Raw genomic sequence first — 25489 nt, 5'->3', positions numbered from 1 at the left:
GGGCTTTTTCAATATAGAAAGAAGATGAATCACAAACATTATTTCTGTTTCCTCCTGGGATGTTTATCAATAGTTATGGCCTCCTGTTCGACAGACGATCCGAAACCGGACCCCACACTCGACGAGAATGTAAATGCTTGGATCTACGATATCATGGAAAAGCATTATATGTGGTATGACGAAATCCCGGCAAAGGAATCACTCGACATGACAACCGACCCCGAGAAATTCTTCTACCGGTTGCTTTCCGATAAAGACGGCAAAGTGTTAAAGGGAGAAACAGAGCATCATTATTTCTCAAGAATAGAAAAGAAAAAGACTTCCACCAAATCAATCGACGAAGAATCGACATACGGTTTTGAATTTGCATCGGCCGAAATGCCGGGTACGAAAACAAAAGTAGCCTGGGTAGTATATATCCTCCCTAATTCGCCCGCAGCAGAATCAGGGTTAAAGCGGGGCGACTGGATCTTAGCTGTAAACAGCGAAACACCCAACATCACCGACATCAGCGTATTAAGAAGTGGAAGCGCTGTCAAATTCTATACCGGAGCATACAATTCCACAAACAAGAACTGGGCAATCACCAACTCTGTCAATATCTCAGCAAGCCGCCCGGTAGAAAATACTCCTTTCTTAAAAGACTCGGTCTATCATTACGGAAATAAACATATCGGTTATCTGGCATACAACCATTTTTCTTCCGGCCCGGATGGTTACGAAGACAAAACATGGGATAGACAGATGAAACAGATATTTGCGAACTTCAAATCCCAGAATGTAAACGAATTCATTCTCGATTTGCGTTATAATGGAGGAGGATTGGTCACTTCTGCACAGTTGTTAACTTCCATGCTTGCCCCTGCTAAAGACCTGGGTAAAACTTTCTGCAAAATGGAGTACAATGATAAATATGAAGATAACAACAAAAGTTTGGCTTTAGAATCGGCCGGGGCTGTATCCGGAGAGAATCTGGACCTGAAACGGTTATATGTGTTAGTAGGCCCTAATTCAGCCTCAGCCTCCGAGGCAGTTATCAACTGCCTGATCCCATATATGGGAAGATCGAACATTACACTGATCGGAGAACAAACGATCGGAAAGACCGTTGGCTCCGAACAATACGGAGATAACCAGGACTACGACTGGTTAATATCCCCTATCGTCCTGCATATAAAGAATGCGGATGGAAACGCGGATTACGAAGACGGCTTCGTACCGGATATCCTGCAGGAGGAATTGTTTGTAAACAACACTTTATACCCATTAGGAGATCCCCACGAATTGCTGCTTAAAACTGCATTTAACCAGATTTTGAATACAGGATTGAAAAGTACTCCTACTGAAAATACGGAGCACACAAAGATCTTCTTTAATCCCATCCTGAATAAAAGAACGAACGGAATGTTATTACTCCCACAATAACAGCTGGAAAATCGACAGGCATCGGATGGGGAAGCGACAGGCACCCGTTCCTCGTCCGATAGGCATCCGTTTATTAAAAGATAATCAGAGATAAAACAGAAAGGAAGGGGCTATAAACAATTAAAGCCTGTCTCACGACAAGCCCTAACCAACTTTGTTAACCTTAAATCTAATACTATTATGAAAAAACCACAGTACAAAGATACTGTCGCAGCAAGCTTTTGTCAAGTCTTTTACAGATAATATTTGTTAAGTTCGAGCGCATTCTTCTCAAAAAAATGTTATCGAAGACAATATAGGGTTGGTTTCTTTGCCTAAACAACCCTACACCTTCCACAAATATATTAAAAAGTCTTGAATATGTGCGCATTAGATAGAAAGAGAGATCATGTTGTTTGCTGTACAATTTATCGTATATTTGCCGGAGTCTTTAAATTGAGGGCGAAGGATGAAAAACGCATTTATCAAACTTCATATATCTATCTTACTAGCTGGCTTCACCGGACTGTTTGGGAAACTGATTACCCTGAATGAAGGATTGTTGGTCTGGTATCGCATGATGTTTGCCGCTGTTTTACTGTTCACCATTCTGAAAATCAGTAACAAGTTACAATCTATCCCCCTGAAAGAGCAATTGAAAATTGCCGGTACAGGTTTTATACTGGGCTTACATTGGGTATTCTTCTATGGAAGTATCAAAATGTCGAATGTTTCCGTTGGGGTCGTTTGCTTTTCGCTGGTCGGATTCTTTACTGCTCTGCTGGAACCTTTGCTTATTCGTCGCAGGTTTAAGATCAAAGAGTTATTATTCAGTCTGATCACCGTTGCCGGGATCTTGCTCATTTTTCGATTTGACATGCGATATCGTTCCGGTATCATAATAGGTATTATCTCTTCAGCTTTGGCAGCCCTATTCACCATAACCAATAAAAAAGTAGGTGCACATCATCCCTCCCGCATCATGTTATTGTACGAAATGGCCGGCGGTTTTCTGGGATTGAGTTGTCTATTGCCTGTATACCTGTACTTTTTCCCTGTCGCAACAATACTTCCAGGCATAAATGATTTTCTTTATCTGCTTCTATTGGCCCTGGTCTGTACAATCGGGCTATACCTGTTACAGATACAGGTATTGAAAACAATATCGGCTTTTACCGTCAACCTGAGTTATAATCTGGAACCGGTTTACAGTATCATCCTTGCCATGTTGTTTTTCGGTGAAGCCAAAGAGTTAAATCTCGCTTTCTATACCGGATTGGGACTTATCTGTATCTCTGTATTACTGCAAACCCGAGAAGCCCTCATCAACAAGGCAAAGTGAACCAGAAGCGGGAGCCTTTACCGGGAGTGGAACTTACACCGATATCGCCATTCAGTGCTTTAACGATGGTTTTGCAGATAGATAACCCCAGACCTGTCCCTTGTTTAAAAGAGTCGACCTTAGTAAACCGCTCAAAAACAGATTCAAGATATTTAGCCGAAATGCCTATCCCGGTATCACACACCTCAAAAAGAACATGATCATCCTTCAATGTGTAGGAAAGAGTTATCGTTCCCTGCTCGGTGAACTTTATTGCATTCGACAACAAATTTGAAATAACCTGAGTAACACGCTTAGCATCCGTATAAAGGGTTATATCAGGCAAAGCGGCCAAATCACACAACATAGTAACCCCTTCCTGTACTTTCAGGCGATGTACCTGAAACTCTTCACTACATATCTCTTTTATACTGACTTCACTCAGCGAATACTCCATCACTCCGGATTCAATCTTCGAAAAATCAAGAATATCCGTTATCAGGCGAAGAAGCAGGTCGCAGTTCTTATTGATGATCTTTACATATTCATCTTTATCTTCCCTGGCGTCCATTTCTGCAATAATTCCTGAAAAACCGACAATAGCATTCAAAGGAGTACGGATCTCATGGCTCATATTGGCCAGGAAAGTCGACTTCAGCTTATCAGCCTCACGGGCTTTCTGCATTTCCAGTTCATTCCTGCGCGACTCATCCCGAGCTTGCTGCAGTTTCTCTTCCAGCTTCTTTTCCTGTGTTATGTCCCTTATATAACAAACCACCTTACTTGGATGACCGTCTTTGTTTATTTCATGCGCCTGTGCATTGATCCGGACCCAAAACGGCTCAGTCCCCACTGCCAATTTACATACAAAACTGCAATTGTCGGCTTCTCCACGAATAACCTGTAAAAAAGAAGACATATCATTCGCCTCATCTTCCCCCAATTTGCCAAGATTACGCAAATCCTGAATTGACATATAATTGTATGTCTTCATATACTCAAATAACGGGTTTGTGCTCGGAAAATCGTTCAGTACAGGATTGATATATAGCTCATCCTCTTCTACATTATATTCTCCTACAATGGAACGACCGGATAACAGAACAGCCTTCAGGATTGCCAGATTATTCTTTGTCTGTTCAGACTTTATCTGGGCATCCGTATTATCCGAAATAATCATTAGATATCCTACCCTTCCAAATTCGGGATCATCCAGGCCGATACCTTTGATTTGCAAATACTTTATATGATCGACAAACGCAGAAGGATAATAACTGGTGTTCTGTATAGCGCTGAAATCATAAACCAATGGGAAACTAAAGGGTTGTCCGTGCTTTATACCGTCAAGGATTGAGGCAGGGACAGCCGGATTTTCAAACAAATTAATCCCCAAAAGATCTTTACGGGTAGAACCGAATATACGGGTATCCGCTTCATTAAGGTCGACCAGATATCCTTCAGAATCATATAACTCAACTCCGACAGGCAGGTTATTAAAGAATTGCTTGAATTTTGTGCTGAGTTCCGAGAGATGCTTTCTCGATTCTTCCAGACTGCTTTGCGTTTGCAGGCGTTCGATTATAATAGAGAAGATCCGGGCAATAATATGTAAATCTTCGACATCTTCCAACGTCCAGGAACGTTGAACCCGGACAGAGTCGAAACCGATAAAGCCTTGTACCTGATTATGAAATGAGAGTGGGATAATAAGCATGGATTTGAGATGCTGCAACTCAAACAATGTCTTATCGATATTGGCTTCCGGCGGCAACTCGTTCATACTGCACACCACAATATCATGTCCGGACTTTATCGTGTCCATTATCCATGGAATCGTTTCATATGTAAGTTCGGAATGATCTTCTTTCGGCACCTCGACCCATTTGCTCATCACTTCGCACGGGAAACTCGCCATTTGACCATTATCTGCAAAAATAGCCACATATCCCCAGTCAGCATTGAAAAAGTCGAGAAGTAATCTCATTGCTTTCTCTATCGGTTGTTCCTCTTCGTTAAATAGCAAGACAAGCACCTCCGATATAATACGCTTTATAGCAGGGAAGCCGGAAGAAGAACTATTTACATCTATCTGTTCCTTGTCCCGTATTTCCAATAATTGTATTAGCTCTTCTCTGGATAGCTGACTATATTTACTCTTAGTTAGCGTTGATGTCATATAGGGTAACTTTACAAACGCAAAAATATGGAATAGTTTTGATTTTTAAGGTATTTCAAGAAATTAATTACAGGAGAGGCATGTTAAAATTGAAAGATAACCATCAGTCAAACAGTTTCTTTAGAACAATTATGTTTTTAATCATAAGTCTGTTCGGCGTAAAAAGTTATATTTGCATGTTCTAAAGTAGACGATTTTAAATATGTTGAAGCAACAGTTACAACAAAAGTTACAGCAAAAGCTCTCTCCGCAGCAGATACAGCTAATCCGGCTTCTCGAGCTTCCCGCTATCGAGCTGGAAGAACGTATCAAGCATGAGCTGGAAGACAACCCTGCCCTGGAAGAAGGAAAAGATATTGCAGACGACTTTGAACGGACTGACGATGAAGGTGGTGATGATATATCTACAAACGAGACAGAGGCAGACATCTCGCTCGGTGATTATATGACCGAAGACGACATTCCCGATTACAAACTACGTGAAATAAGCGAAAAAACAGAACGCAAAGAAGATATTCCTTTCTCCGTAAGCCAATCGTTAAACGAATACCTATTACAACAACTCGGATTACGCGACCTGCCCGAAAAGCAGGTAAAGATAGCCGAGTACATAATAGGAAATATAGACGATGACGGCTATCTTCGCCGCGAACTTTCCGCCATAGCTGACGACCTGGTATTCCAGGCCGGACAAGATGTAGACGAAAAAGAAATAGAAGAAGTACTTGCCATCATACAAGACTTCGACCCAGCCGGAGTCGGAGCACGCAACCTGCAGGAATGCCTGTTATTGCAGCTCAACCGAAAAGAACCGACTGCCGGAGTAGAAATGGCCGTCCATATCCTTACGGAATATTTCGAAGAATTCACCCGCAAGCACTACGACAAGATCATGCGGGGACTGAACATCAGTGAAGAGACCCTGAAGAGAGCCATCCACGAAATAATTGCCCTCGATCCTAAACCTTGTAGCAGCTGGGGCGGTTCTATGGAAGTAGCCATGAGCCAGGTGATCCCCGATTTCCTGGTGGAAGCTATCAACGGAGAACTGATCTTAAGCATGAATAACCGGGACATCCCCGACCTGCGGATCAGTCGTGATTATGCGGAAATGTTTCAGGACTATGCCGGCAACAAGGCAAACCAGACATCCAAGATGCGCGAAGCCGTACAGTTCGTAAAGCAGAAACTTGACTCGGCCCAGTGGTTTATCGACGCGATCAGGCAACGCCAGGAGACATTACAACGCACGATGGAGGCCATCATCCTTCTGCAACGGGATTTTTTCCTGACCGGAGACGATGCCACCCTGCGCCCGATGATACTGAAAGATGTGGCCGAACGTGCAGGATACGATATATCGACCATTTCGAGGGTTAGTAACAGTAAGTATGTACAAACCAACTTCGGTATCTACCCTCTGAAGTTCTTCTTTTCCGAGTCGATGCAGACCGACAGCGGCGAGGAGATTTCCACCCGTGAAGTGAAGAAGATTATGAAAGAACATATTGAAAGCGAGGATAAACGTAAACCCCTCACCGACGAGGAACTCACCACCATCCTGAAGGAGAAAGGATATGTTATCGCCCGCCGAACAGTGGCTAAATACCGTGAACAGTTAGATATTCCGGTTGCAAGGCTCAGAAAAGAAATATAAATTTGAAGCGTATGAGACTGTTTTCAAATATAATATCCGGTATGTTCCACCCGTTGCTGATGGTAACGTATGGAGTTATACTGGCACTGACATTTACATATCTTGCCATCTATCCCCCCACCATGAAACTGTTTCTGGTAGGCGGCGCGTTCCTATCTACAGCTGTAGTACCGGGACTTTTCATTTATCTGATGGTGAAGAACGGGGCAGCCGGCGATCTGGAACTGACCGACCGCAAGGAAAGAGTCGTTCCTTACCTGATCATCATCACCTCTATGATGGTCTGTATTTTCTACATGTATAAGATGATGATACCCTTCTGGTTCCTGTCCCTATTGATGGGAGCCTGCGTAGCCTTGCTGATATCCCTGTTGATCAACTTTTACTGGAAGATCAGTGCACATACGCTGGGAGTCGGAGGACTATTGGGAGGCATGATGGGGATTGCCCGTCTCCACCTTATAAATCCGTACTGGGGTTTCATTATCGTGCTCCTGGCAGCCGGTCTGGTCGGTACATCGCGTATCTTTTTAAAACGTCACACACCAATGCAGGTGTATGCCGGCTTTTGTCTGGGATTTATATGTACCTTTGTAGCCTCATTATTGAGTTATATCTATTTATTCATCTAATAAAAACACTAAAATTATGAACTTTCCTGCTGATTTAAAGTACACAAAAGATCACGAATGGATTCGTGTAGACGGTGCAGTAGCCTATGTTGGTATCACTGATTACGCTCAGAGCGAATTGGGCGAAATCGTTTTTGTAGACATTACTACAGAAGGCGAAAAGCTTGACAAAGAAGAAGTTTTCGGTACAATCGAAGCCGTAAAGACTGTTTCCGACCTGTTCATGCCAGTTAGCGGAGAAGTAATCCAGGCTAACTCTGAACTGGATGACAAGCCCGAACTGGTAAACGAAGATGTTTACGGAAACGGCTGGTTGATCAAGATCTCCCTGACAGATCCTTCTGAGCTGGACGATCTATTGTCTGCTGCTGAATACGAACAATTGATCGCTAAATAAATGACACCTGTAGTTAGTATTATCATGGGCAGTACTTCCGACCTGCCCGTAATGGAAAAAGCGGCCAAATTGCTCGACGAGATGGAAATCCCGTTCGAAATGCATGCTTTGTCTGCCCACCGTACTCCGGCTGAAGTAGAAGCCTTTGCCAAAGGCGCTAAAGACCGTGGTATCAAAGTTATTATCGCTGCTGCCGGAATGGCTGCACACTTGTGTGGAGTGATCGCATCGATGACTACCCTGCCGGTAATCGGCGTCCCCATCAACTCGACACTCGACGGTATGGACGCCCTATTGGCTATCGTACAGATGCCTCCGGGTATTCCTGTTGCCACAGTAGGTATCAACGGTGCATTGAACGCAGGTATCCTGGCCGTTCAGATGCTGGCTGTAGGAGACGAACAACTTCAGGGCAAACTGGCTAATTACAAAGAAGACCTGAAGAAAAAGATCGTAAAAGCCAACGAAGAGTTAGCTCAGGTATCTTTTAAATACAAAACAAATTAATCAGATTGCCGGGATAAGACGTTTCAGCAACTGAGGGTAACCATTCCCCTCTCGAGAGGGGGCAGGGGGTGTGTTAAAGCCAGTCACAAGACGAACCTGTAACACATCCCTTATCCCCTCTCAAGAGGGGAAACAGATACAACCGGTCGCTCTTCCTGTTATCCCCAAAACAAACTAGTAAATGGATCATTTTAATTACAGTCGCCGCAAATCGTCTTCTGTCAATATAGGGAACACACCGCTGGGAGGCGACAATCCGATACGTATCCAATCCATGGCAAATGTTTCGACCATGGACACCGAAGCCGCCGTCCGCCAGGCCATCCGCATGATCGAAGCGGGAGCCGAATATGTGCGTTTCACAGCCCAGGGCGAACGTGAAGCCCGTAACCTGGGAGAAATCCGCAAAGAACTAACTGCCCAGGGATATACCACCCCGCTGGTTGCCGATATCCATTTCAACCCCAAAGCAGCCGATGCTGCCGCAGCAGAGGTAGAAAAAGTGCGCATCAACCCGGGTAACTACGTTGACAAAGTAAAGACCTTCGATCTTCTGGAATATACCGACGAAGAATATGCCGCAGAGTTACAGAAGATACGCGACCGTTTTGTTCCCTTTCTCAATATCTGTAAAGAACACGGTACCGCCATCCGCATTGGCGTAAATCATGGTTCACTGTCCGACCGCATCATGAGCCGGTACGGTGACACCCCCGAAGGAATGGTAGCCTCCTGCATGGAGTTCCTGCGTATCTGCCGGGACGAGAACTTCCCTGACGTAGTCATATCGATCAAGGCTTCCAACACCGTCGTAATGGTCAAAACCGTACGTCTGCTCGTTCAGACGATGGATGCTGAAGATATGCATTACCCGCTTCACCTGGGAGTAACAGAGGCCGGCGACGGAGAAGACGGCCGTATCAAAAGCGCTGTCGGTATCGGAACCCTGCTGACAGACGGCATAGGCGACACGATCCGCGTCTCCCTCAGCGAAGACCCGGAAGCAGAAATGCCGGTGGCCCGTAAACTGGTCGACTATATCCTCGAACGCCAGGGCCATAAGCCTATCAATGCCAATATCGCTCCCGGCTACGACCCGATAACAGCCTCCCGCCGCATCAGCCGCGTAACGGAAGGTATCGGAGGGAATTTCCCGCCTATCGTTATCTCCGACCGCAGTAATGGCGACTTTGAATTCGACCATTTGTCGATGCCGGACTATATTTATATCGGCAAGGAAGATCCTGAAAACCTTCCCGACAATTTCCGCATGCTGGTAGACGCCCATTTCTGGAAAGAACGTCCGAATGCATTCCCTTACTTCATAGCCTCTGAAATAGAAGAAATAAAGAACTTCAACTCTCCACTGAAGTTTATACGGTTGACGTACAACGACCTGACAAGCCGTACATTGGAGATACTGAAACAAGATCCGACCATCGTAGTCGTACTAAGTACCCACCACCGGAATGGTGTCGGTTCCCAACGCGCCGCTATGCATAAACTGATGATAGCCGGCTGCGACGTCCCGGTCGTCCTTCACCGCGAATACCACGAAACGGACAAAGAGTCACTGCAACTGAAATCGGCGGCCGATTTCGGAACCCTGTTGCTCGACGGTTTCGAGGGCGGTATCATGCTGCAAAACGATGAGTGCGAAGCCACTGTTACAGACAGTTGTATGTTCGGTATCCTGCAGGCCACCCGCTCACGTATCAGCAAAACAGAATATATCTCCTGCCCCAGCTGCGGACGTACGCTTTACGACCTGCAGACCACCATCGCTCGTATCAAGGAAGCGACCTCGCACCTGAAGGGCCTGAAGATCGGTATCATGGGATGTATCGTAAACGGTCCCGGTGAAATGGCCGATGCCGACTACGGTTACGTTGGTGCAGGACGCGGACAGATCAGCCTTTATAAAGGTAAAGAATGCGTATTGAAGAACGTCGCCGAAGAAGATGCAGTAGAACGTTTAGTTCAGTTAATAAAAGAGAACGGAGACTGGCAGAACTGATATTTGTACTATCTTCGTCCCTCAAAATCAAGATATAATAATGGAAGTAAAGATAATTAACAAGTCACATCACCCGCTACCCGGTTACGCGACCGAATTATCGGCAGGTATGGATATTCGTGCAAATCTGACAGAACCCGTCGTACTGAAACCGCTGGAACGTAAACTGATCCCGACAGGGCTCTACATCGCCCTCCCGGAAGGATACGAAGCGCAGATGCGTCCCCGCAGCGGCCTGGCACTAAAACATGGCATCACCCTGTTGAATACACCGGGGACGATCGATGCGGACTATCGTGGCGAAATCGGGATTATACTGGTCAACCTCTCTTCCGAACCGTTCACTGTAAATGACGGGGAACGTATCTGCCAGATGGTGATCGCCACCTACAACCAGGTAAGTTGGAAACCGGTAGAAGTGCTCGACGATACGGAACGGGGAGCCGGAGGTTTCGGACATACGGGTAAGCAGTAACATGCAAACGAATGCGCACCTGTTGCGCATTACCGTGCGCATTGGTATAAATATAGAAATATCAGATATATGTTGAAGCAATTAATATACGGGATACTCTTTTCATTCTTCCTACTTACGGGCATTCAACCGTTGCATGCAGGAGAGGTAAAGAAAGACACTCCCTCAAAGCCGAACGAACTAAGCGCAACCGAACAGAGGAAATTCGACTATTTCTTTTTTGAAGGGTTGAACCTGAAGACTGCCGGAAAATTCGATGCCGCCTTCGATGCATTTAACCATTGCCTCGCAATCGACTCTACCGCATCCCCGGTGTTGTACGAACTTTCCTCTTTCTACATACAGTTGAACCGCCCCGAAAAGGCTGTCGACATGCTGAAACGCGCCGTAGCGAACAGTGCCGACAACTTCACTTACCGTATGGCACTGGCCACTATCTCCCGCAACCTCGGTATGTACGGAGAAGCTGCCGAAGAATATGAGAAGTTGCTCAAAGCCTATCCCGGCAAACCGGAACTCAACTATTACCTAGCAGAAGCCCTTACACAGGAAGGTGAGATCGGAGAGGCGATCGATGCCTACAACGCCCTCGAATCGTCGATAGGTATGAATGAAGCCCTTTCCATGCAAAAGTACAAACTCTACAACCAGCTGGAGCAATCGGATGCTGCCTTCAAGGAGATAGAGAAGCTGGCTGCCAAATACCCGATGGAAGCCCGTTACCAGATCATCCTGGGTGATCTTCACCTGGAAAAGAACGATACGGTAAAGGCCCGCTCTTACTATGACAAAGCGCACCAGATTGATCCGGGTAATCCTTACTACATCGTTTCCATGGCAAACTACTACGAAGCTACCGGCAACAAAGAGGCTGCTGAAGAACAAATACGTACTGCCCTGGTGAACGAGAAACTGGATGTAGACACCAAAGTCGGTATCCTCTCCCGTTATATCCTGAAACAGCAACAAACACAGAAAGATACCAACAGCTCCAACGCTCTCTTCCAGACTTTGCTGGAACAGCATCCGGAAGACACCGAACTGAAACAGATGTACGGTAGCCTCCTGTTGTCGCAGGGAAAGACCGACGAAGCACGTTTCCAGTTCCAGCTCATTACCGAAATGGAACCCGAAAACGCCGGAGCCTGGCAACAGCTTCTCAACATGTCGTTGAAAGCGGAAGATATACCGGAAGTGATCCGCATCTGTACCAAATGCCAAGAGCTGTTTCCGGACGCTCCCGAATATTATTTCTACCTGGGTATCGCTTATTACCAGCAGGAGAAATATCAGGAAGCCCTGAACACTTACTATGCCGGTATCGGCATCATCCCAGCGGAGAACCCGCGCCTGAAATCAGACTTTTACGGTCAGATCGGCGACATCTACTACCAGATGAAGCAGATGGACCAGACCTATAAAGCATACGATGAAGCATTGAAGTACAACGAAAACAATATTGTCGTCCTCAACAATTACGCCTACTTCCTTTCCCTCGACAAGAAAGACCTGAAAAAGGCGGAACGCATGAGTGCTCAATGCATCAAGCTCGAACCGGACAATGCCACTTATCTCGATACCTACGCCTGGATATTCTTCGTGCAGGGCAACTATACCCTTGCCAAGATCTATATCGAAAGCGCCCTGGAAAAAGATAAGACAAAAAGCGCCGAACTGGTAGACCACTATGGCGACATCCTTTACATGACAGGAGATAAGGACAAAGCCGTCGAACAGTGGAAAAAAGCCCGTGAACTGGGCAAAGAAAGCGAAGTTCTCGACCGCAAGATAATCGAAGGCAAATATATCGAAGAGGAGGTCAAAAATGAATAAAACACGAGAACGAATAGCCCTGGGTATCATCTTATGTTGCATTGTATTCCTTTCCGGCTGTAAATCTTCAAAGAAGATCGGTACAGTCGTGTCGGGAGGTGCCAAGGCGCATAACGAATTCTTCGAACTGATGGAAGAACATGCTTTTCAGTTCAATACCCTGACGGCCCGACTGAATGCAGAGCTTAAAATGTCGAAGAACAACATGAGCTCGCGTGTTGACCTGAAGATGGTCCGCGACAGTGCCTTCCAGTTATCCGTACAGCCTTTTCTGGGGATAGAGGTATTCCGTGCCGAATTTACCGTGGACAGCATCAAGGTAATCGACCGGATGAACAAACGCTATGTAGCCGAACGTTATGCCGACCTGAAAGGACAAACCCCGATCGAGTTTAATTTCTATAACCTGCAGGCGTTGTTTACCAATCGTATATTTTTGCCCGGCCATCAGGAGATCGAGCCGAAACAGTTCAAGCGGTTCAAGCTGAACCAGGACGGGGACAAAGCCGAGATCAAGGTAAAAGATGCTATCGGATTGCTCTATACCTTCTTTGCCGACGGCGAGGAGAAGTTGCTTTCCACCTACATAACAGATCCGTCCGAACAATACGCCCTGCAATGGGACTATGCCGATTTCCGCGTGACGGACGGACAACCGTTCCCACAATTGATGGACGTAAATGTACTGTCAAACGGCTCGTCACAAGGCGGTGTCGCCTTCCGTTTCTCCCGTATACAGACAAATGTGCCGGTTAATCTAGATTTTGCTATTCCTGCTAAATATAATCGTATCACCTTTGCACAAATCATAAAGTCAATCAGTAACAGTCAGAAATAGAGATGAAATATATTTGGATTGTCATATTCACGTTATCCGCCCTGACTGCCTTCGGCCAGAAGTCCGCACGAGTGAAACAGCTTGAAGAACAGCGTAAGAAAGCGCTGGCTGAAATCGAAATGACAAACCAGTTACTGAAAGAGACTACCCAGACAGCCCAAAACTCCCTCAACCGCCTGAACCTGCTCTCACAGCAGATTCTTTCCCGTAAGAAAGTTATCAGTCTGTTGAACCAGGAAGTCGGCGAGATTGACAACCAGATCGCCGCCGCCCGCCGCGAGATCAACCGGCTGGAAAAGGAGTTGGGTGAGAAACGTACCAACTACGGAAAATCAGCACAAAGCCTGTATAAACGCCGCAGTTCGCAAGACAAACTACTGTTCATCCTCTCTGCCGACAATTTCGCCCAGTCCATGCGTCGCATGCGTTACCTGCGCGAATATTCCGACTGGCAAAAAAAACAGGCTACGGAGATCATCGACAAACAAACCGAGATCAACCTGAAACAGCGGGAACTGGAAAAGACCCGCGCCGAAAAGAATGCTTTGTTGGGAACGCGAGAACAGGAAAGCCAGAAGCTTCAGACCGAAGAAAGTAGCCAGAAAGTAGAGGTACAGGAGCTTAACAAAAAACAAAAACAGCTGAAAGACGAGCTTCGGAAGAAGCAGCAACAGGCCAACGCCCTGAACCGTCAGATCGAACAACAGATCGCCGAAGAAATAGCCCGTGCCGAAGCCGAAGCAAAGGCAGCTCGCGAACGTGAACGCCGTGCCCGTGAAAAAGCCAATGCAAAGGCTAAAGCCGAAGGAAAAGAACCGGTACAAGAGCCGATACGCGAAGAACGTGTAGCCGAGACTAAAGGAGGTTACGCTATGACCAAGGCAGAAAAGAAACTGTCCGACGATTTCGCCAGCAACCGTGGACGCCTGCCGTTCCCCGTATCAGGGCGCTATACTATTGTCGGAACCTTTGGCGAACAACAGCATTCGGAACTGAAATACGTCCGTACCAACAACAGCGGTATCGATATCCAGACTACACCGGGAACCGATGCCCGTGCGATATTCAACGGCGAAGTAACCCGTGTATTCGTAGTGCCCGGCTATAACAATTCAGTGATCGTCCGCCACGGTAACTACCTGACCGTTTACAGTAACCTGAGCCAGGTATACGTAAAAGCCGGCGACAAGGTCAGCACCCGCCAGGCCATCGGTAAGATATTCACCGATACGGAAGCCGGAAACGCTACCATCCTTCATTTCCAGCTTTGGAAAGAGAAAACGAAACTCAATCCGACACCGTGGCTTGACTAATGCTTTAACCTATTTTAGGCGCACCGACTCGCCACCGGCACCTGGATAATCTTGCTGCCATTGGCGAAGTGGGCTAAGTACAGTTAGCGAGACAAGCTCGTCGGTGTTAGTGAGGATCAGTCGCTGTATTTTACTTTTTCATTTCAATTAACTACCTTTGTCATCGACTTTAATAAGTATGATTATGTATTGGACGCTTTTTCTTACTTTCCTCAAAATCGGTGTGGGTACAATAGGTGGCGGATATGCCATGCTACCGTTGATACAGCGGGAAGTCGTAGACCGCGGCTGGCTATCCAAAGAAGATTTCATCGACCTCTTTTCCGTTGCACAGTCCCTGCCGGGTATCTTCGCTGTGAATATATCCATCTTTGTAGGCTATAAACTGAAGAAAAACATGGGAAGCGTGGTTTGTGCACTGGGTACGATCCTGCCGTCTTTCCTTATTATCCTACTGATCGCTACATTCTTTACCCAGGTGCAGGACAACGAATGGGTAGAGAAGATATTCAAAGGATTGCGTCCGGCTGTCGTGGCATTGATAGCAGTTCCCTGTATTACTACGGCACGATCCATCAAGCTCAACTACCTGACAATGATTATCCCTATTGCAGCAGCTCTGCTTATCTGGATGGGAGGTATCTCACCGGTATGGATCATCTTGGTAGCCATTGCCGGAGGATTAGTGTATGGTTTAAAGATAAAGAAGAATTGATATGATTTGGTTACAGTTACTTTACGTTTATCTGAAGATCGGTATCTTCGGTTTTGGTGGCGGATATGCCATGCTTTCACTGATACAGGCAGATGTAGTAGACCGTTACAAATGGATTTCTTTACAGGAGTTCACGGACATTGTAGCTATCTCCCAGATGACGCCGGGCCCGATCGGTATCAACAGTGCCACTTATATCGGTTACACGGCCATTCATAACGCGGGATACTCGCCTGTTATGGCAGTCCTGGGCTCATGCCTGACTACGTTCGCCGTCTGTCTGCCTTCGTTCATCCTGGTATTGGTCATTTCCTATTTCTTTGCCAAGTTCAAGAACAACAAATACGTCGTTGCCGCTTTCACAGGCTTGCGCCCTGCAACAGTCGGACTGATAGCCGCGGCCGCATTAATGTTGATGAACAAAGAAAACTTCATCGACTACAAAAGCTTCCTGATCTTTGGTGCCGCCTTTATCCTCACTTGGAAATTCAAAGTTCATCCGATTCTGATGATCGCACTGGCCGGGATTGCAGGGCTGATATTATATTGGTAAAACATGCTACTTTTGCAAATATATGCCTTATATTTGCAAAAGCAGTTCATAAACTAACAGGCTATGGAAACAAGAATAACATTAAAACTGAATAACTCCGTTGTTGAAAAAGCGAAAGAGTATGCACGTTCGCATAACATAAGCCTTTCAACAATGGTTGAACGTTATTTGAAAGCAATGGTATCAGATAATGATATTCCTTCCGGACAAATAGAAATATCTCCCCGTGTAAAAGAGTTGAGTGGTGTTATAAAGCTCCCGGAAAACTATGATTACAAACAAGACTACGGAGACTATTTAGAAAAGAAATATCAATGAAGAATATATTTTTAGATACCAACATTGCCATAGATCTCCTGTCCCAACGGGAACCATTCTATTCGACAGCAGTTCCCATCTTTACAATGGGAGATACTGGTATCATCCGTTTGTACATCTCTTCTCTTTCTTTTTCTACCATATTTTACCTCTTACGTAAACAAGTTGGCTCCCTAAAAGCAATGGAATTGCTTTGCAGTTTCAGACAAATGGTACACGTCGTTTCCGTAAACGAAAAGGTAATCGATATGGCACTGCAATCTTCTTTTTCTGATTTTGAAGATGCTGTCCAATACTACTCCGCTATCGAAAGTGGCATTCCGGTTATTATTACGCGAAATGTGAAAGATTTCAAAGGAGTAGACGCATCGGTCATGACACCGGAAGAATACCTAAAAGCATTAAAGAAATAAAAGGTGAAACATTCTGGAATTGTTTAAGGAGTTCTTGCAATTCTTCTACGACGAAAGCCCCTGCAGGAAATCCTGCAAGGGCTTTGTTTTTTATCTATGTTCTCTCTTCGCAGGGATACTGATAGATGAACTTTATTTTATTACTTTAGTATTAATACGGCCACTTGTTCGCCCATCGCGGGGTAATTGGTTGGAGTATAGACGTTGCAAGCAACGTCTATATCTGACAACCGCGTAGCGGCAATTTTAGAATTATTTTGATTATAAATTATTTTACGATTGCTTTAACAGCAGCTTCACCTTCAACAGCTACTACAACTACACCGGCAGGAGTAGCGATAGTTGCATTGTCGGAAGAAATCACTGTGTTTGCGATTGCCTGACCAAGAACGTTGCTGATAGTAACCTTCTTACCCTGAGCACCGTTGATGACAACTGCACCGTTAGTAGCAACTACAGATACTTCAGAAGCAGAAATAGCATCGTTTGAAGTCGGAGCTTCGTCAGTTGCCTCGATGTTGAAGATTTCAGCATCGCGGATAGCATCTTCATAAGAAGTATAGTTAGCAACAACAGGTACACCGTTCTTAACAGCCACCCAAGCACCTTCGCCTGCACTAGGAATCTTCTTGTCACCTTCTGTTTCGATCAGGAAGTCAGCTGCATCCGTATTTACCAGACGTAATGCAAATACAGCATTCTTGATACCATTCTTATGAGTAGCGTGGATAGAATCACCCTTTGAAGTAGCATCAGACAATGCCAATGTTTCCTGGTTATGTTTGTTATCACCTAAGAAGATAGAATCACCTGACAAGTGGCTAACCTGACCGTTACGATAGATTACCAAAGTATCGCCAATATGTTTTGCATCTACAAAACCTAAACGAGTATATCTTGAGTTCCAGATATAATCTTTACCAGCACCCTTAGGCAATGCTACAGAGTCAGCAAAGTTAACCAGGTAGCGACCTGTTGTATAAGCTTCTGTCTTAACAGCATGCGGACAATGATCTACACCATTAGCTTCTTTCCATGCATCCGTATTGTGTTCTTCGTCGAACGGACAATTCCAACCGGCTTCGTGGCGAACTGCACCCATTACGAACATGTACTGAGGCATTGTTGTATTCTTACGTACATAAGCAGTATCGATAGTCATAGCAGCCTTTGCAGCGTCGCCCTTACCTTCTATACCCAAGAAGTTGATACCTTTATCCTTAGAATATACAGAGTTTGCATCTTCATACAGATATTCCTTAGCAGTAGAGTTAACACGGAAGATCTTAGCAACGTTAAGATCCATATCCTTCAATTCATCTGTTTCTAAAGTCTTACCCAGACGACGATACAACGGAGTAGTATCTTCTGTCAAAGCAAATGAAGATGTACGGCAATTCAAATCACCATAATTACAACACAAACATTCCTGTATTAATTGAGCAGTAACATCATCTACACCAACTTTATATGACTCGATCAGAGAAGCAGATTTCAAAGAACTCGGCTGAGCGGCATCTGCTTCAATCAGCGCATAATAATGTGTGCCATCCACACAATTCTGTTCTTTCAGATAGAAGATAGTAGCATCGGCTCTCTTTGCCAGAATATATTTCACGCTACCTCCATAATAATGAGCTGTAACGAATCTCTTTTCTGAGTCAGTCAGTACGCTTGAGTTTTCAACTTCCAGTTTGTAAGCTACTTTCTTCAGGTCATTTTTATAACCATACTTTTCAGCTACATACTTTTCTTCGTTATCTGAATTTACAGGAACCAAAGAGAAAGCAACACCTTCCTGACCAACAGTCAGTACAACATTGTCGCTGGTAGTATCCAAACCTACCTGCAAGTTAGCACCTTCAGCAGCCAGACCGCTCAGATAAGTAAGATTGTAAGTTTTTTGTTCTGCAATATCGGCTGTTGTATTTTCATTGAAATAACCATATTCAGTAGTCGGATCGATCAGGTTAAATACGAATACCATACCGTTATAGTAATATTCATTCGCTGCTAAACCTTCTCTTTTAACGAACTGATGGATACCATCACTATAAGCGCCAAAACCATTTCCAAATTCACGGTTCATGATCTTAACCGGGCTAACAGAAGCCATAGTTCCATTCTTGATCACTTTCTCAACTACCCACTGGTAAGCCGGCATGTGTTCAACATCCTGCTTAACAACTTCAGAGAAATTAAATTCACCACATAAGCTGTTAGAAGCATACAAACCTACATAAGGTTTATAATACTTTACATCAGTAGATTTCACATATACTTTGTAAATACCTTCCGGAAGAGTTGTATAATCCTTGCTTACACCATCATAAGCCAGTAAATTAACCAAGTTCTTTGTTCTGTTGCCATCGCAAGAATAGAAAGTGATAACTTTTTGCTGTTCATCAACCAATTTACAATGAGACAGGATCAGGTTTTCACCGGCACCATTCTGTACATCAGCTGCTACTTTTTTAGCATCAACAGCAGGCCATATCTTCGTTGCTTCAGCATCTACTGTATTCGCATAGCTCCATGATGTATAAGCATTCTTATCTTTATTATTATAAACAGTAGGTTCACCTGCTTCTCTATCCATTTCTACAGCTTCAACCATAGTCTGCACCCAGATTGAGTCGTTAGCCAGGTTCTTTGTAAATTTGAAACGGAAAGCATCCAAAGGAAGACCTTTTGCGATCTGTTTAAAACATTGAGTATAGCCAGAAACCATTGAAGCTGCCTTATCTGTTACACCGATCTTATTATACATTTTATAAGTAGCACCGGCACTTGCAAAATAAGAAGTATCGACATGCAGGTATTTATTAGAAACTTGATCGTTTTCCAATGTACTCAGGATAACATATTCAGCACTTTCAGTAAAACCTTCTGCAAATCCAGCTGATTTATCAATATTGTAAACGAAATCATCTGCATCTGTTGCTGCATCTTCGACGTTAAGCTGTTGAGCCTGCAACGGAGTGGCAAAAATATTGTTTTCTTTTGCATCACTACCAAAGTCAAGCTGCATATAGGCTACATTCTTAGTATTGGTCTTCGTATTCAAGTCTTCAGCACTCAAAACATAAGTACCAGCTTTAACAAGCTTCAATGCCAATGCCGTTACATCAGGAGTCTTATCGTTAGCATATTTGTAAGCATATACGCTACCATTTTTATTAGATCCCAAAATCATTGTAGAGTCTGCATTTGAAAAAACAACGCTCAGTGGAGTTTCTGTTTCAAAAGCTTCACCAGCGTATTTGCTTTCAAACCATTTCCAGTTAGGATAAGCACCACCAATATAGGTAGACTCTTCTGTTACTTTAGTTGTCTTAGTTGCATTAGCCGGATCAAATGAGAAGAAAAGACCTGTTGCTTTGTTTACCAGGCAGAAACGAGTTGTACCACCATCTTCGGAAATCTGAGGTTTGATGCTCCACAAAGCCTGATTAATTTCTTCCAAGCTCCTAAGATCACCAACTAATTGTGCTTGAAAAGCTGTATTCGAATTATCTAAATATAGATACTTCCCATCGGCATCTTGTATAAAGTAATACAAGTTCTCGTTCACACTCTCCTTTGCTTCGAAAGAAGCACCGGTTAAACCGGCAGGAGCACCGCATAATGAGGGTGTCACTCCCCCCTGAGCCTGAACTGCGCCTACACATACGGCCAGTAAGCTACCAGCCAAAAACGTAGAAATCTTTTTGTTCATAAATCTAAATTTTAATATTAATAATAGTGTTAATGAAATAGTTCCTGTTCGATGTTTTGAATGTCCTTTTTACCAAATGACTAGAGAAAACGATCGTTTTTTCTAGTCATGATTTTTGGCCTCATTTACTTTCGTAATTGAAACATCGTTTTTTGTACTAACTTTGCTATTCGGTTGATAAGAAATGAGATAGGAATGATAATTATTTTATGAAAAGGATTGCTGGTATGAAAAGAATGTCTAAATTTGCTGGCGATAAAAAACGATCGTTTTTTCTAGTCACTGCTTTTTCGCACTACTTCCCTCATTAAATCAAGGTTTTTATATAGTTTTAGTCCCCCGGAAATAAGGGTTATTTTGGGCATTTCAGTCTATGTATCCCAAAAAGCTTCTACTCCCTGAAAGTACGATGGATACACGTTTCTGAACGAAAATCGATTTATCAGGAGATAAGATGTTTTTAGAGGAATACAACGAAAACCCCGACAGGATATCCTGCCGGGGCTTTTTTTTGTCTGTTGTAGCTCTTCACAGAGATCGAACAGAAGAACTTTATTTCATTACTTTAGTATTAATACTGACTGCTTATTCGCCCATCGCGGGGTACTTAGTTCGATATCACCACGCAGTCAATTTAAATTTATTGATTATAAATAGTTTCTTATTTTACGATTGCTTTTACAGCAGCTTCACCTTCTACGGCTACTACAACTACACCGGCCGGTGCAGAGATTTCAGCCATATCGGAAGAAATTACTGTGTTAGCGATTGTCTGACCAAGTACGTTAGTGATAACTACTGTCTTGCCTTCAGCACCTTTGATCGTTACGATACCGTTACCGGCGATAACCGATACTTCGGAAGCGTTGATACCTTCGTTAGCTACAGGAGCTGACTTTTCGGCTGCCAGATCAAACTGATCACCTGCGGCATAACCCTTAGCCACAACAACCACACCGTTGATGTTCTTCAGGTAACCATCGTTAGCAACTTCAGGCTGTTTCTTACCTGCGATGTAAGAATCATAACCGTAGTAACCTGTCTGAACCTTGAATGAACCGTCTGATTCATGGTTGATCGGGTTGATATAACGGAACGCGAACTTAGCTGTATTGAAATCGCTTGTACTCAGGTCGATCACGTCGGAAGCCTTGCTGCTCTTTGTATAGTTCTTGTCTGTGATATACAGTTTGTCACCTGTGCGGAAACCGTATACGAAACCTAACTTAGCAAAGTGTTCGCCTGCCTCATTGTCGTTGATGTACTTATTCGTATGGATAGCACCCTTTGTATAAGCTACATAAGCAGTATCGATCAGGTTCACCAGGAAGCGACCGTAAGTTGTATCCGGAGTCAGCTGATGGTTAGCATTGTCGAATGTAGCCGGTTTGTATTCCGGATTAACAGCCAACAGATACTGATAACGGTTGTTGTTGCCACGTTTTACATAAGCTGTATCGACATACAGAGCCGGAGCCATAGTAGTCAACTGAGCTTTGTTACCGATGTTCAGGAATTCACCGTTTTCAAACATCTGATCGTAATCATTTTCCTGACGGAAGATGCGGATCGTATCACCCATGCTCTGCAGACGATATTCAGGAGCACCCACTTTCTGTACTTTGAACAGGTCGTTAGAGTTGATCTTAGCATAAGCACCGTCTACTTCTACTGCACCCTGTTTTGTCAGCGTTGTTGCGCCATACAGTTTGCTGTTCAAATCCAGTGCGAAGTAAGGATTGTAAGCGCTGTTCAGGTAACCGTCTTTGTCGTACATTGGATCGGAAGTACTACCCTTAGATGAGCTGACACCGATGATGTTGTACAAATCCGTACCCTTTTCTTTCAGGGCGAAGCGATAAGCTTCAGATACATTTTTCGTAGTCTTGAATGATGTGAAGTTCGGATCACAGATCATAGACTGGATTGTTGTTGTCTGCGGATTTTCGTAAGTCAGATATTCGTCGTTAGCCGTATTCTGCAGTGCATAGCCAACGATAGCGATTGTATCGTTCTTGCTGAACAGTTTATCGTCTTTGAAGTACTGTGAATAACGGAATGCATAGATAGAGTCGGAAGCAGTCTTGATGATACCGTCCTTGTCGAATTCGCGTGTACCTGTCAACGGAACGATTCTCCAGTTTACGGCAGCAGCTTCGTCGTGAGACAATCCCAGGAAGTGGCTCTTAGCTGTATGGTTTTCACCTACATAGTAGTCTTCTTCAGTAGAAGCAACCAACAAGCGGAACTGTTCGTCCTGTACATCCGATGCTTTCAGGTCTGCATAACCGTCGCGCTGTACTTTACCGGCTACGATTTCTTCCTGGATTCCTGTGATAACCAATGTATCACGATTTGCAGAAGAAGCGTATTGTGAAGGAGATACTGCATACTTGTTATCACCTAAGTAATACATTGCATTAACAGTATATGATTTGCCACTTTCACGGTTTACGAATGTGAAGCTGGTTGCATCTTTCAGACCGGCAACACCCTTCTTATTCAATTCACCGCTCTGACCGCCTACGTTTACGATCCACTGTCCTTCCGGTTTGTTGAACAGGAATTCTGATTTGTCGGCAGTAGCCAAGTTTGCACCTAATACACGACCATTCAATACTTTACCATTCTTATCCTTTATAGACGGATGGTTAGCGAACTCGATGTTTACATAAGTATAGTTCAACGGGCTGTCATCGCTCTTTGCTTTTACCAGGTTATTCAAGCCCAGTTCGGCAGCTACCCAATAAGCTTTATCATTGGTAACAGTCAGGTAAACACCCTGCTGAGCACCGGTCTTCACTTCGAAAGAAGAGATATAAAGAGCAGTTGAGAAAGCACTCTTGTCGTATTTCTTCACTTCAATGTTATAAACAACTTTACTTTTACCGCCTACATTTGTAGCATTGTCATAGTAGAACTGGAAATATGGAGCGTAAGTTCCTTTATTGAATTCACCGGTATTTGCCAGAAGTTCGAGCATAGCCTTTTCTCCCAATGTAGTGAACTTATAACCACCATTCTTCAAATCATCCTTGATGCTTGTCCATTCTGAGTCCTTGGTTGTTTCCAGAACAATGTAACGGTCGCCGCTCTTCAAAAGAATTGCCTCATTTACACTTGCATTTGCATCGCCTGTAAGTTCTACTAATTTTTTATCAGTACCGTCATATTTAACCGGAACCAGATCAGCATCGGCAAATACATTACCGGTAGTGATGTCCTTAGTAGCAGCGTCACCGTCTTCGTCGATATATTTGTGTGCCAAAGCAACACCGAAGCTGGTTCTTGAACCGAAGTCGTTCAAAAGTTGGCCGACAGTATACGTTTTAGCATCTGCCTGGATAGCGTAAGCAAACAAGGTTAAAGAAGTCTGACTGTCAGCTTTCTCCAGTGTACCATTGCTGATTTTCAGATATGTACCATCCTTTGTCTGCAAAGAGAATGAACCGTCATATTTCTTACCGGTAAAGTCGGATTCTCCGTCTACAGTCAGATATGCTTTAGGAGATACTTCCTTTCCATATTGATCGCATTTCACGAAAGAATAATTGAAGTTGTCACCAGACAAAGCGCCGATAACGATCTTCCACTGGTCATTCACAGAAGTTGAAGCATCCTTAATCGTCACAATATCACCGGAGTTAACAGACATCAACTGACCTTTAGCAACCAAAGGCAAAGCTTCGCCGGTAGTCTTCAGGTCTGCAGCGATAGTCTGACCTCCAATTTTCAAACCATTCTCAGTATAAGCGATGCCTGTAATAGCATTGTCTTCTTCTACTAATGCATAGGCAGGATCGGCAGCCTTTGTTGTAAACTTACCCAAATACATTTCTGCTTTACCGGCTTTTTGAGCAGCCAGGTTTATCAACTTACCTTCGGCAAGCGTCCAGGATTGACCGGCCAGTTCTTTTAAGCCTGCGTTAGAGCTTGAGATAGCGAAAGGAGCAGGAATAGTGTTTACGTTTTCAACATTCCCGATTAATTCAATTTTACCGTCCTTTACACATACACCGGCATCTGTCATGCCTTCTACTGTGGAACCCGGTTCCATTGGATTTACTGTTATGACTTCTACATCTACAGACAGGTCAGCTTCTGTGGTTGGTTTAAGCTCAGCGATGAGATACTTTGCTTCATTATCAATTATTTCAGTAACTAACTCGCCTGCTTCTGTAAACAAATACAGTTTTGCATTCTCTCCAAGATCTGACACCGTTGCAATACCACTTTCACCTTTTACAATGTACAATTCGCCGCTCATCAAAGCACCGTCTTGATCCATATCTATCGCGGAAGCTTTACCTTCTTCATCTAACGATACAGCCTTTGCTTGATCCGAAGGAGCGACCAAGAACTTTTTGCCAGCTTGCAGTTTCAACGTTTCTTCTTCAGCATCTAATACTACAGTCCATTTCTCTCCATCTCCGATCTCTTCTGAGTTGTACGTATTAGCAGCAACTGTGCTTTTACCTTCACCCTCAGTCCACTTTACATCATTCGCACCAACTGCCTGTACTGTTTTCTGAGTCGATAAACCAACTTCAGCATTAGCTTCCAACTTAGTTACAGCTGTCTTAGCGCCTGAATACAAATAAGCATTTCCAGCACCTTCCTCACCCAAAGAAACAGCACCGCTTTCAAGATCGATCACGACTTCTTTACTTCCGCTAACCAACTTATTAGTTTCATTTTGAAGCGTAACAGCAATTGCTTTTTGAGCAGTATAAGCTTTTTCTTCAGTACCTTCTATTAACTGAATACCTTCTTCGCATAAAATCCATCCGGGAGCAGCTTTCACTTCCAGATAAAACTTTTCACCTACCTTTTTTACGTCCCAGGCTGCAGTAAAATCCTCTGCAATCTGAAAGTTGCAATACACAACCTCGGCCGTAGCATCTGTTGTGCTTTCAGACATTGCTGCCGCAACAAATGTTTTAGCCACCCCGTTACTTGCCGGCAGGATCATTGCGTCTACAGCGTAGAACAATCCACCCGAAGCTAACAGCGCAGCTACTAACGTAGAAAACTTTTTGTTCATAATTCTTTAATTTAATATTAATAATAGTGTTTCTAAAAAGCCTTTTATCCCTATCGCTAGGTAGGATCGTTTTATGAATGACTAGAGAAAACGATCGTTTTTTCTAGTCACGTTTTTCGACCTTATTTACTTTCGTAATCGAAACCCCGTTTTTTGTA

At 44.1% G+C, this 25489-nt stretch carries 18 protein-coding genes; 15 read left to right on the top strand and 3 right to left on the bottom strand.

Annotated features, from left to right (window positions below):
- The first annotated feature begins 24 nt into the window (after nucleotides 1-24).
- Together M1P97_RS10250 and M1P97_RS10245 are read left to right on the top strand one after the other, a co-directional pair.
- Complete coding sequence (locus M1P97_RS10250; RefSeq protein ID WP_195370304.1) at nucleotides 25-1425, top strand: S41 family peptidase; 1401 nt, start codon at nucleotides 25-27, stop codon at nucleotides 1423-1425.
- Nucleotides 1426-1873: 448 nt separating this feature from the next.
- Nucleotides 1874-2746 carry a DMT family transporter gene (locus M1P97_RS10245; protein WP_249389016.1) on the top strand — a complete coding sequence of 291 codons (873 nt, stop codon included), beginning with the start codon at nucleotides 1874-1876 and terminating at the stop codon, nucleotides 2744-2746.
- Here M1P97_RS10245 and M1P97_RS10240 read toward each other — a convergent pair.
- Entirely contained in the window at nucleotides 2730-4901 is a 2172-nt protein-coding gene (locus M1P97_RS10240) for a sensor histidine kinase (RefSeq protein ID WP_249389015.1), read from the bottom strand. The two genes, M1P97_RS10245 and M1P97_RS10240, sit on opposite strands and share 17 nt — an antisense overlap.
- 202 nt (nucleotides 4902-5103) lie before the next feature.
- Here M1P97_RS10240 and rpoN point away from each other — a divergent pair, with 202 nt between their 5' ends.
- From rpoN to M1P97_RS10175, 13 genes are all read left to right on the top strand, one after another.
- On the top strand, nucleotides 5104-6558 hold the full coding sequence (rpoN, locus tag M1P97_RS10235; RefSeq protein WP_195370307.1) for an RNA polymerase factor sigma-54: 1455 nt from the start codon (nucleotides 5104-5106) through the stop codon (nucleotides 6556-6558).
- A gap of 11 nt (nucleotides 6559-6569) precedes the next feature.
- Entirely contained in the window at nucleotides 6570-7190 is a 621-nt protein-coding gene (locus M1P97_RS10230) for a phosphatase PAP2 family protein (RefSeq protein ID WP_195370308.1), read from the top strand.
- Nucleotides 7191-7206: 16 nt separating this feature from the next.
- Nucleotides 7207-7587 carry a glycine cleavage system protein GcvH gene (gene gcvH, locus M1P97_RS10225; RefSeq protein ID WP_195370309.1) on the top strand — a complete coding sequence of 127 codons (381 nt, stop codon included), beginning with the start codon at nucleotides 7207-7209 and terminating at the stop codon, nucleotides 7585-7587.
- Nucleotides 7588-8094: a 5-(carboxyamino)imidazole ribonucleotide mutase gene (gene purE, locus M1P97_RS10220; protein ID WP_195370310.1), complete on the top strand. Its 507-nt coding sequence runs from the start codon at nucleotides 7588-7590 to the stop codon at nucleotides 8092-8094.
- 181 nt (nucleotides 8095-8275) lie between these two features.
- Nucleotides 8276-10111, top strand: a complete 1836-nt coding sequence (locus M1P97_RS10215) for a 4-hydroxy-3-methylbut-2-en-1-yl diphosphate synthase (protein ID WP_249389014.1) — start codon at nucleotides 8276-8278, stop codon at nucleotides 10109-10111.
- A 40-nt stretch (nucleotides 10112-10151) separates the two neighbouring features.
- A complete protein-coding gene (gene dut, locus M1P97_RS10210) occupies nucleotides 10152-10586 on the top strand; it encodes a dUTP diphosphatase (RefSeq protein ID WP_195370312.1) in 435 nt (144 codons plus the stop codon).
- 69 nt (nucleotides 10587-10655) lie between these two features.
- The gene (locus M1P97_RS10205; RefSeq protein ID WP_195370313.1) at nucleotides 10656-12419 is read left to right on the top strand and encodes a tetratricopeptide repeat protein; all 1764 of its coding nucleotides are present in this window, start codon (nucleotides 10656-10658) and stop codon (nucleotides 12417-12419) included.
- The gene (locus M1P97_RS10200; protein ID WP_195370314.1) at nucleotides 12412-13257 is read left to right on the top strand and encodes a DUF4292 domain-containing protein; all 846 of its coding nucleotides are present in this window, start codon (nucleotides 12412-12414) and stop codon (nucleotides 13255-13257) included. Before M1P97_RS10205 ends, M1P97_RS10200 begins: the two co-directional genes overlap by 8 nt.
- Before the next feature lie 2 nt (nucleotides 13258-13259).
- Nucleotides 13260-14570, top strand: coding sequence for a murein hydrolase activator EnvC family protein (locus tag M1P97_RS10195; RefSeq protein ID WP_195370315.1), 1311 nt, complete (start codon nucleotides 13260-13262; stop codon nucleotides 14568-14570).
- Nucleotides 14571-14754: 184 nt separating this feature from the next.
- Nucleotides 14755-15285: a chromate transporter gene (locus M1P97_RS10190; RefSeq protein ID WP_195370316.1), complete on the top strand. Its 531-nt coding sequence runs from the start codon at nucleotides 14755-14757 to the stop codon at nucleotides 15283-15285.
- A 1-nt stretch (nucleotide 15286) separates the two neighbouring features.
- Nucleotides 15287-15838 (top strand): chromate transporter, encoded by a 552-nt coding sequence (locus M1P97_RS10185; RefSeq protein WP_195370317.1) that lies wholly within the window; start codon nucleotides 15287-15289, stop codon nucleotides 15836-15838.
- 63 nt (nucleotides 15839-15901) lie between these two features.
- Nucleotides 15902-16156, top strand: coding sequence for a DUF6364 family protein (locus M1P97_RS10180; RefSeq protein WP_195370318.1), 255 nt, complete (start codon nucleotides 15902-15904; stop codon nucleotides 16154-16156).
- A complete protein-coding gene (locus tag M1P97_RS10175) occupies nucleotides 16153-16569 on the top strand; it encodes a type II toxin-antitoxin system VapC family toxin (RefSeq protein WP_195370319.1) in 417 nt (138 codons plus the stop codon). The genes M1P97_RS10180 and M1P97_RS10175 overlap by 4 nt, the downstream gene beginning before the upstream one ends.
- Nucleotides 16570-16837: 268 nt before the next feature.
- Here M1P97_RS10175 and M1P97_RS10170 read toward each other — a convergent pair whose 3' ends face one another.
- Both M1P97_RS10170 and M1P97_RS10165 read right to left on the bottom strand, forming a co-directional pair.
- A complete protein-coding gene (locus tag M1P97_RS10170) occupies nucleotides 16838-20287 on the bottom strand; it encodes a DUF6383 domain-containing protein (RefSeq protein ID WP_249389013.1) in 3450 nt (1149 codons plus the stop codon).
- Nucleotides 20288-20948: 661 nt separating this feature from the next.
- Nucleotides 20949-25331: a DUF6383 domain-containing protein gene (locus tag M1P97_RS10165; protein ID WP_249389012.1), complete on the bottom strand. Its 4383-nt coding sequence runs from the start codon at nucleotides 25329-25331 to the stop codon at nucleotides 20949-20951.
- Between the last annotated feature and the right edge of the window lie 158 nt (nucleotides 25332-25489).

Origin of the sequence: Parabacteroides leei, from assembly GCF_023369805.1 — a bacterium.
Lineage (GTDB): Bacteria > Bacteroidota > Bacteroidia > Bacteroidales > Tannerellaceae > Parabacteroides > Parabacteroides leei.
This window is presented reverse-complemented; position numbering and strand designations above follow the sequence as displayed.

What these genes read in the sequence shown, in the direction of transcription:
- M1P97_RS10185 (WP_195370317.1), top strand. Translation starts at nt 15,287, where the DNA reads ATGATTTGGTTACAGTTACTTTACGTTTATCTGAAGATCGGTATCTTC.
- M1P97_RS10215 (WP_249389014.1), top strand. Translation starts at nt 8,276, where the DNA reads ATGGATCATTTTAATTACAGTCGCCGCAAATCGTCTTCTGTCAATATA.
- M1P97_RS10240 (WP_249389015.1), bottom strand. Translation starts at nt 4,901, where the DNA reads ATGACATCAACGCTAACTAAGAGTAAATATAGTCAGCTATCCAGAGAA.
- M1P97_RS10200 (WP_195370314.1), top strand. Translation starts at nt 12,412, where the DNA reads ATGAATAAAACACGAGAACGAATAGCCCTGGGTATCATCTTATGTTGC.
- rpoN (WP_195370307.1), top strand. Translation starts at nt 5,104, where the DNA reads ATGTTGAAGCAACAGTTACAACAAAAGTTACAGCAAAAGCTCTCTCCG.
- M1P97_RS10195 (WP_195370315.1), top strand. Translation starts at nt 13,260, where the DNA reads ATGAAATATATTTGGATTGTCATATTCACGTTATCCGCCCTGACTGCC.
- M1P97_RS10165 (WP_249389012.1), bottom strand. Translation starts at nt 25,331, where the DNA reads ATGAACAAAAAGTTTTCTACGTTAGTAGCTGCGCTGTTAGCTTCGGGT.
- M1P97_RS10250 (WP_195370304.1), top strand. Translation starts at nt 25, where the DNA reads ATGAATCACAAACATTATTTCTGTTTCCTCCTGGGATGTTTATCAATA.
- dut (WP_195370312.1), top strand. Translation starts at nt 10,152, where the DNA reads ATGGAAGTAAAGATAATTAACAAGTCACATCACCCGCTACCCGGTTAC.
- purE (WP_195370310.1), top strand. Translation starts at nt 7,588, where the DNA reads ATGACACCTGTAGTTAGTATTATCATGGGCAGTACTTCCGACCTGCCC.
- M1P97_RS10205 (WP_195370313.1), top strand. Translation starts at nt 10,656, where the DNA reads ATGTTGAAGCAATTAATATACGGGATACTCTTTTCATTCTTCCTACTT.
- M1P97_RS10245 (WP_249389016.1), top strand. Translation starts at nt 1,874, where the DNA reads ATGAAAAACGCATTTATCAAACTTCATATATCTATCTTACTAGCTGGC.
- M1P97_RS10230 (WP_195370308.1), top strand. Translation starts at nt 6,570, where the DNA reads ATGAGACTGTTTTCAAATATAATATCCGGTATGTTCCACCCGTTGCTG.
- M1P97_RS10170 (WP_249389013.1), bottom strand. Translation starts at nt 20,287, where the DNA reads ATGAACAAAAAGATTTCTACGTTTTTGGCTGGTAGCTTACTGGCCGTA.
- gcvH (WP_195370309.1), top strand. Translation starts at nt 7,207, where the DNA reads ATGAACTTTCCTGCTGATTTAAAGTACACAAAAGATCACGAATGGATT.
- M1P97_RS10175 (WP_195370319.1), top strand. Translation starts at nt 16,153, where the DNA reads ATGAAGAATATATTTTTAGATACCAACATTGCCATAGATCTCCTGTCC.
- M1P97_RS10180 (WP_195370318.1), top strand. Translation starts at nt 15,902, where the DNA reads ATGGAAACAAGAATAACATTAAAACTGAATAACTCCGTTGTTGAAAAA.
- M1P97_RS10190 (WP_195370316.1), top strand. Translation starts at nt 14,755, where the DNA reads ATGTATTGGACGCTTTTTCTTACTTTCCTCAAAATCGGTGTGGGTACA.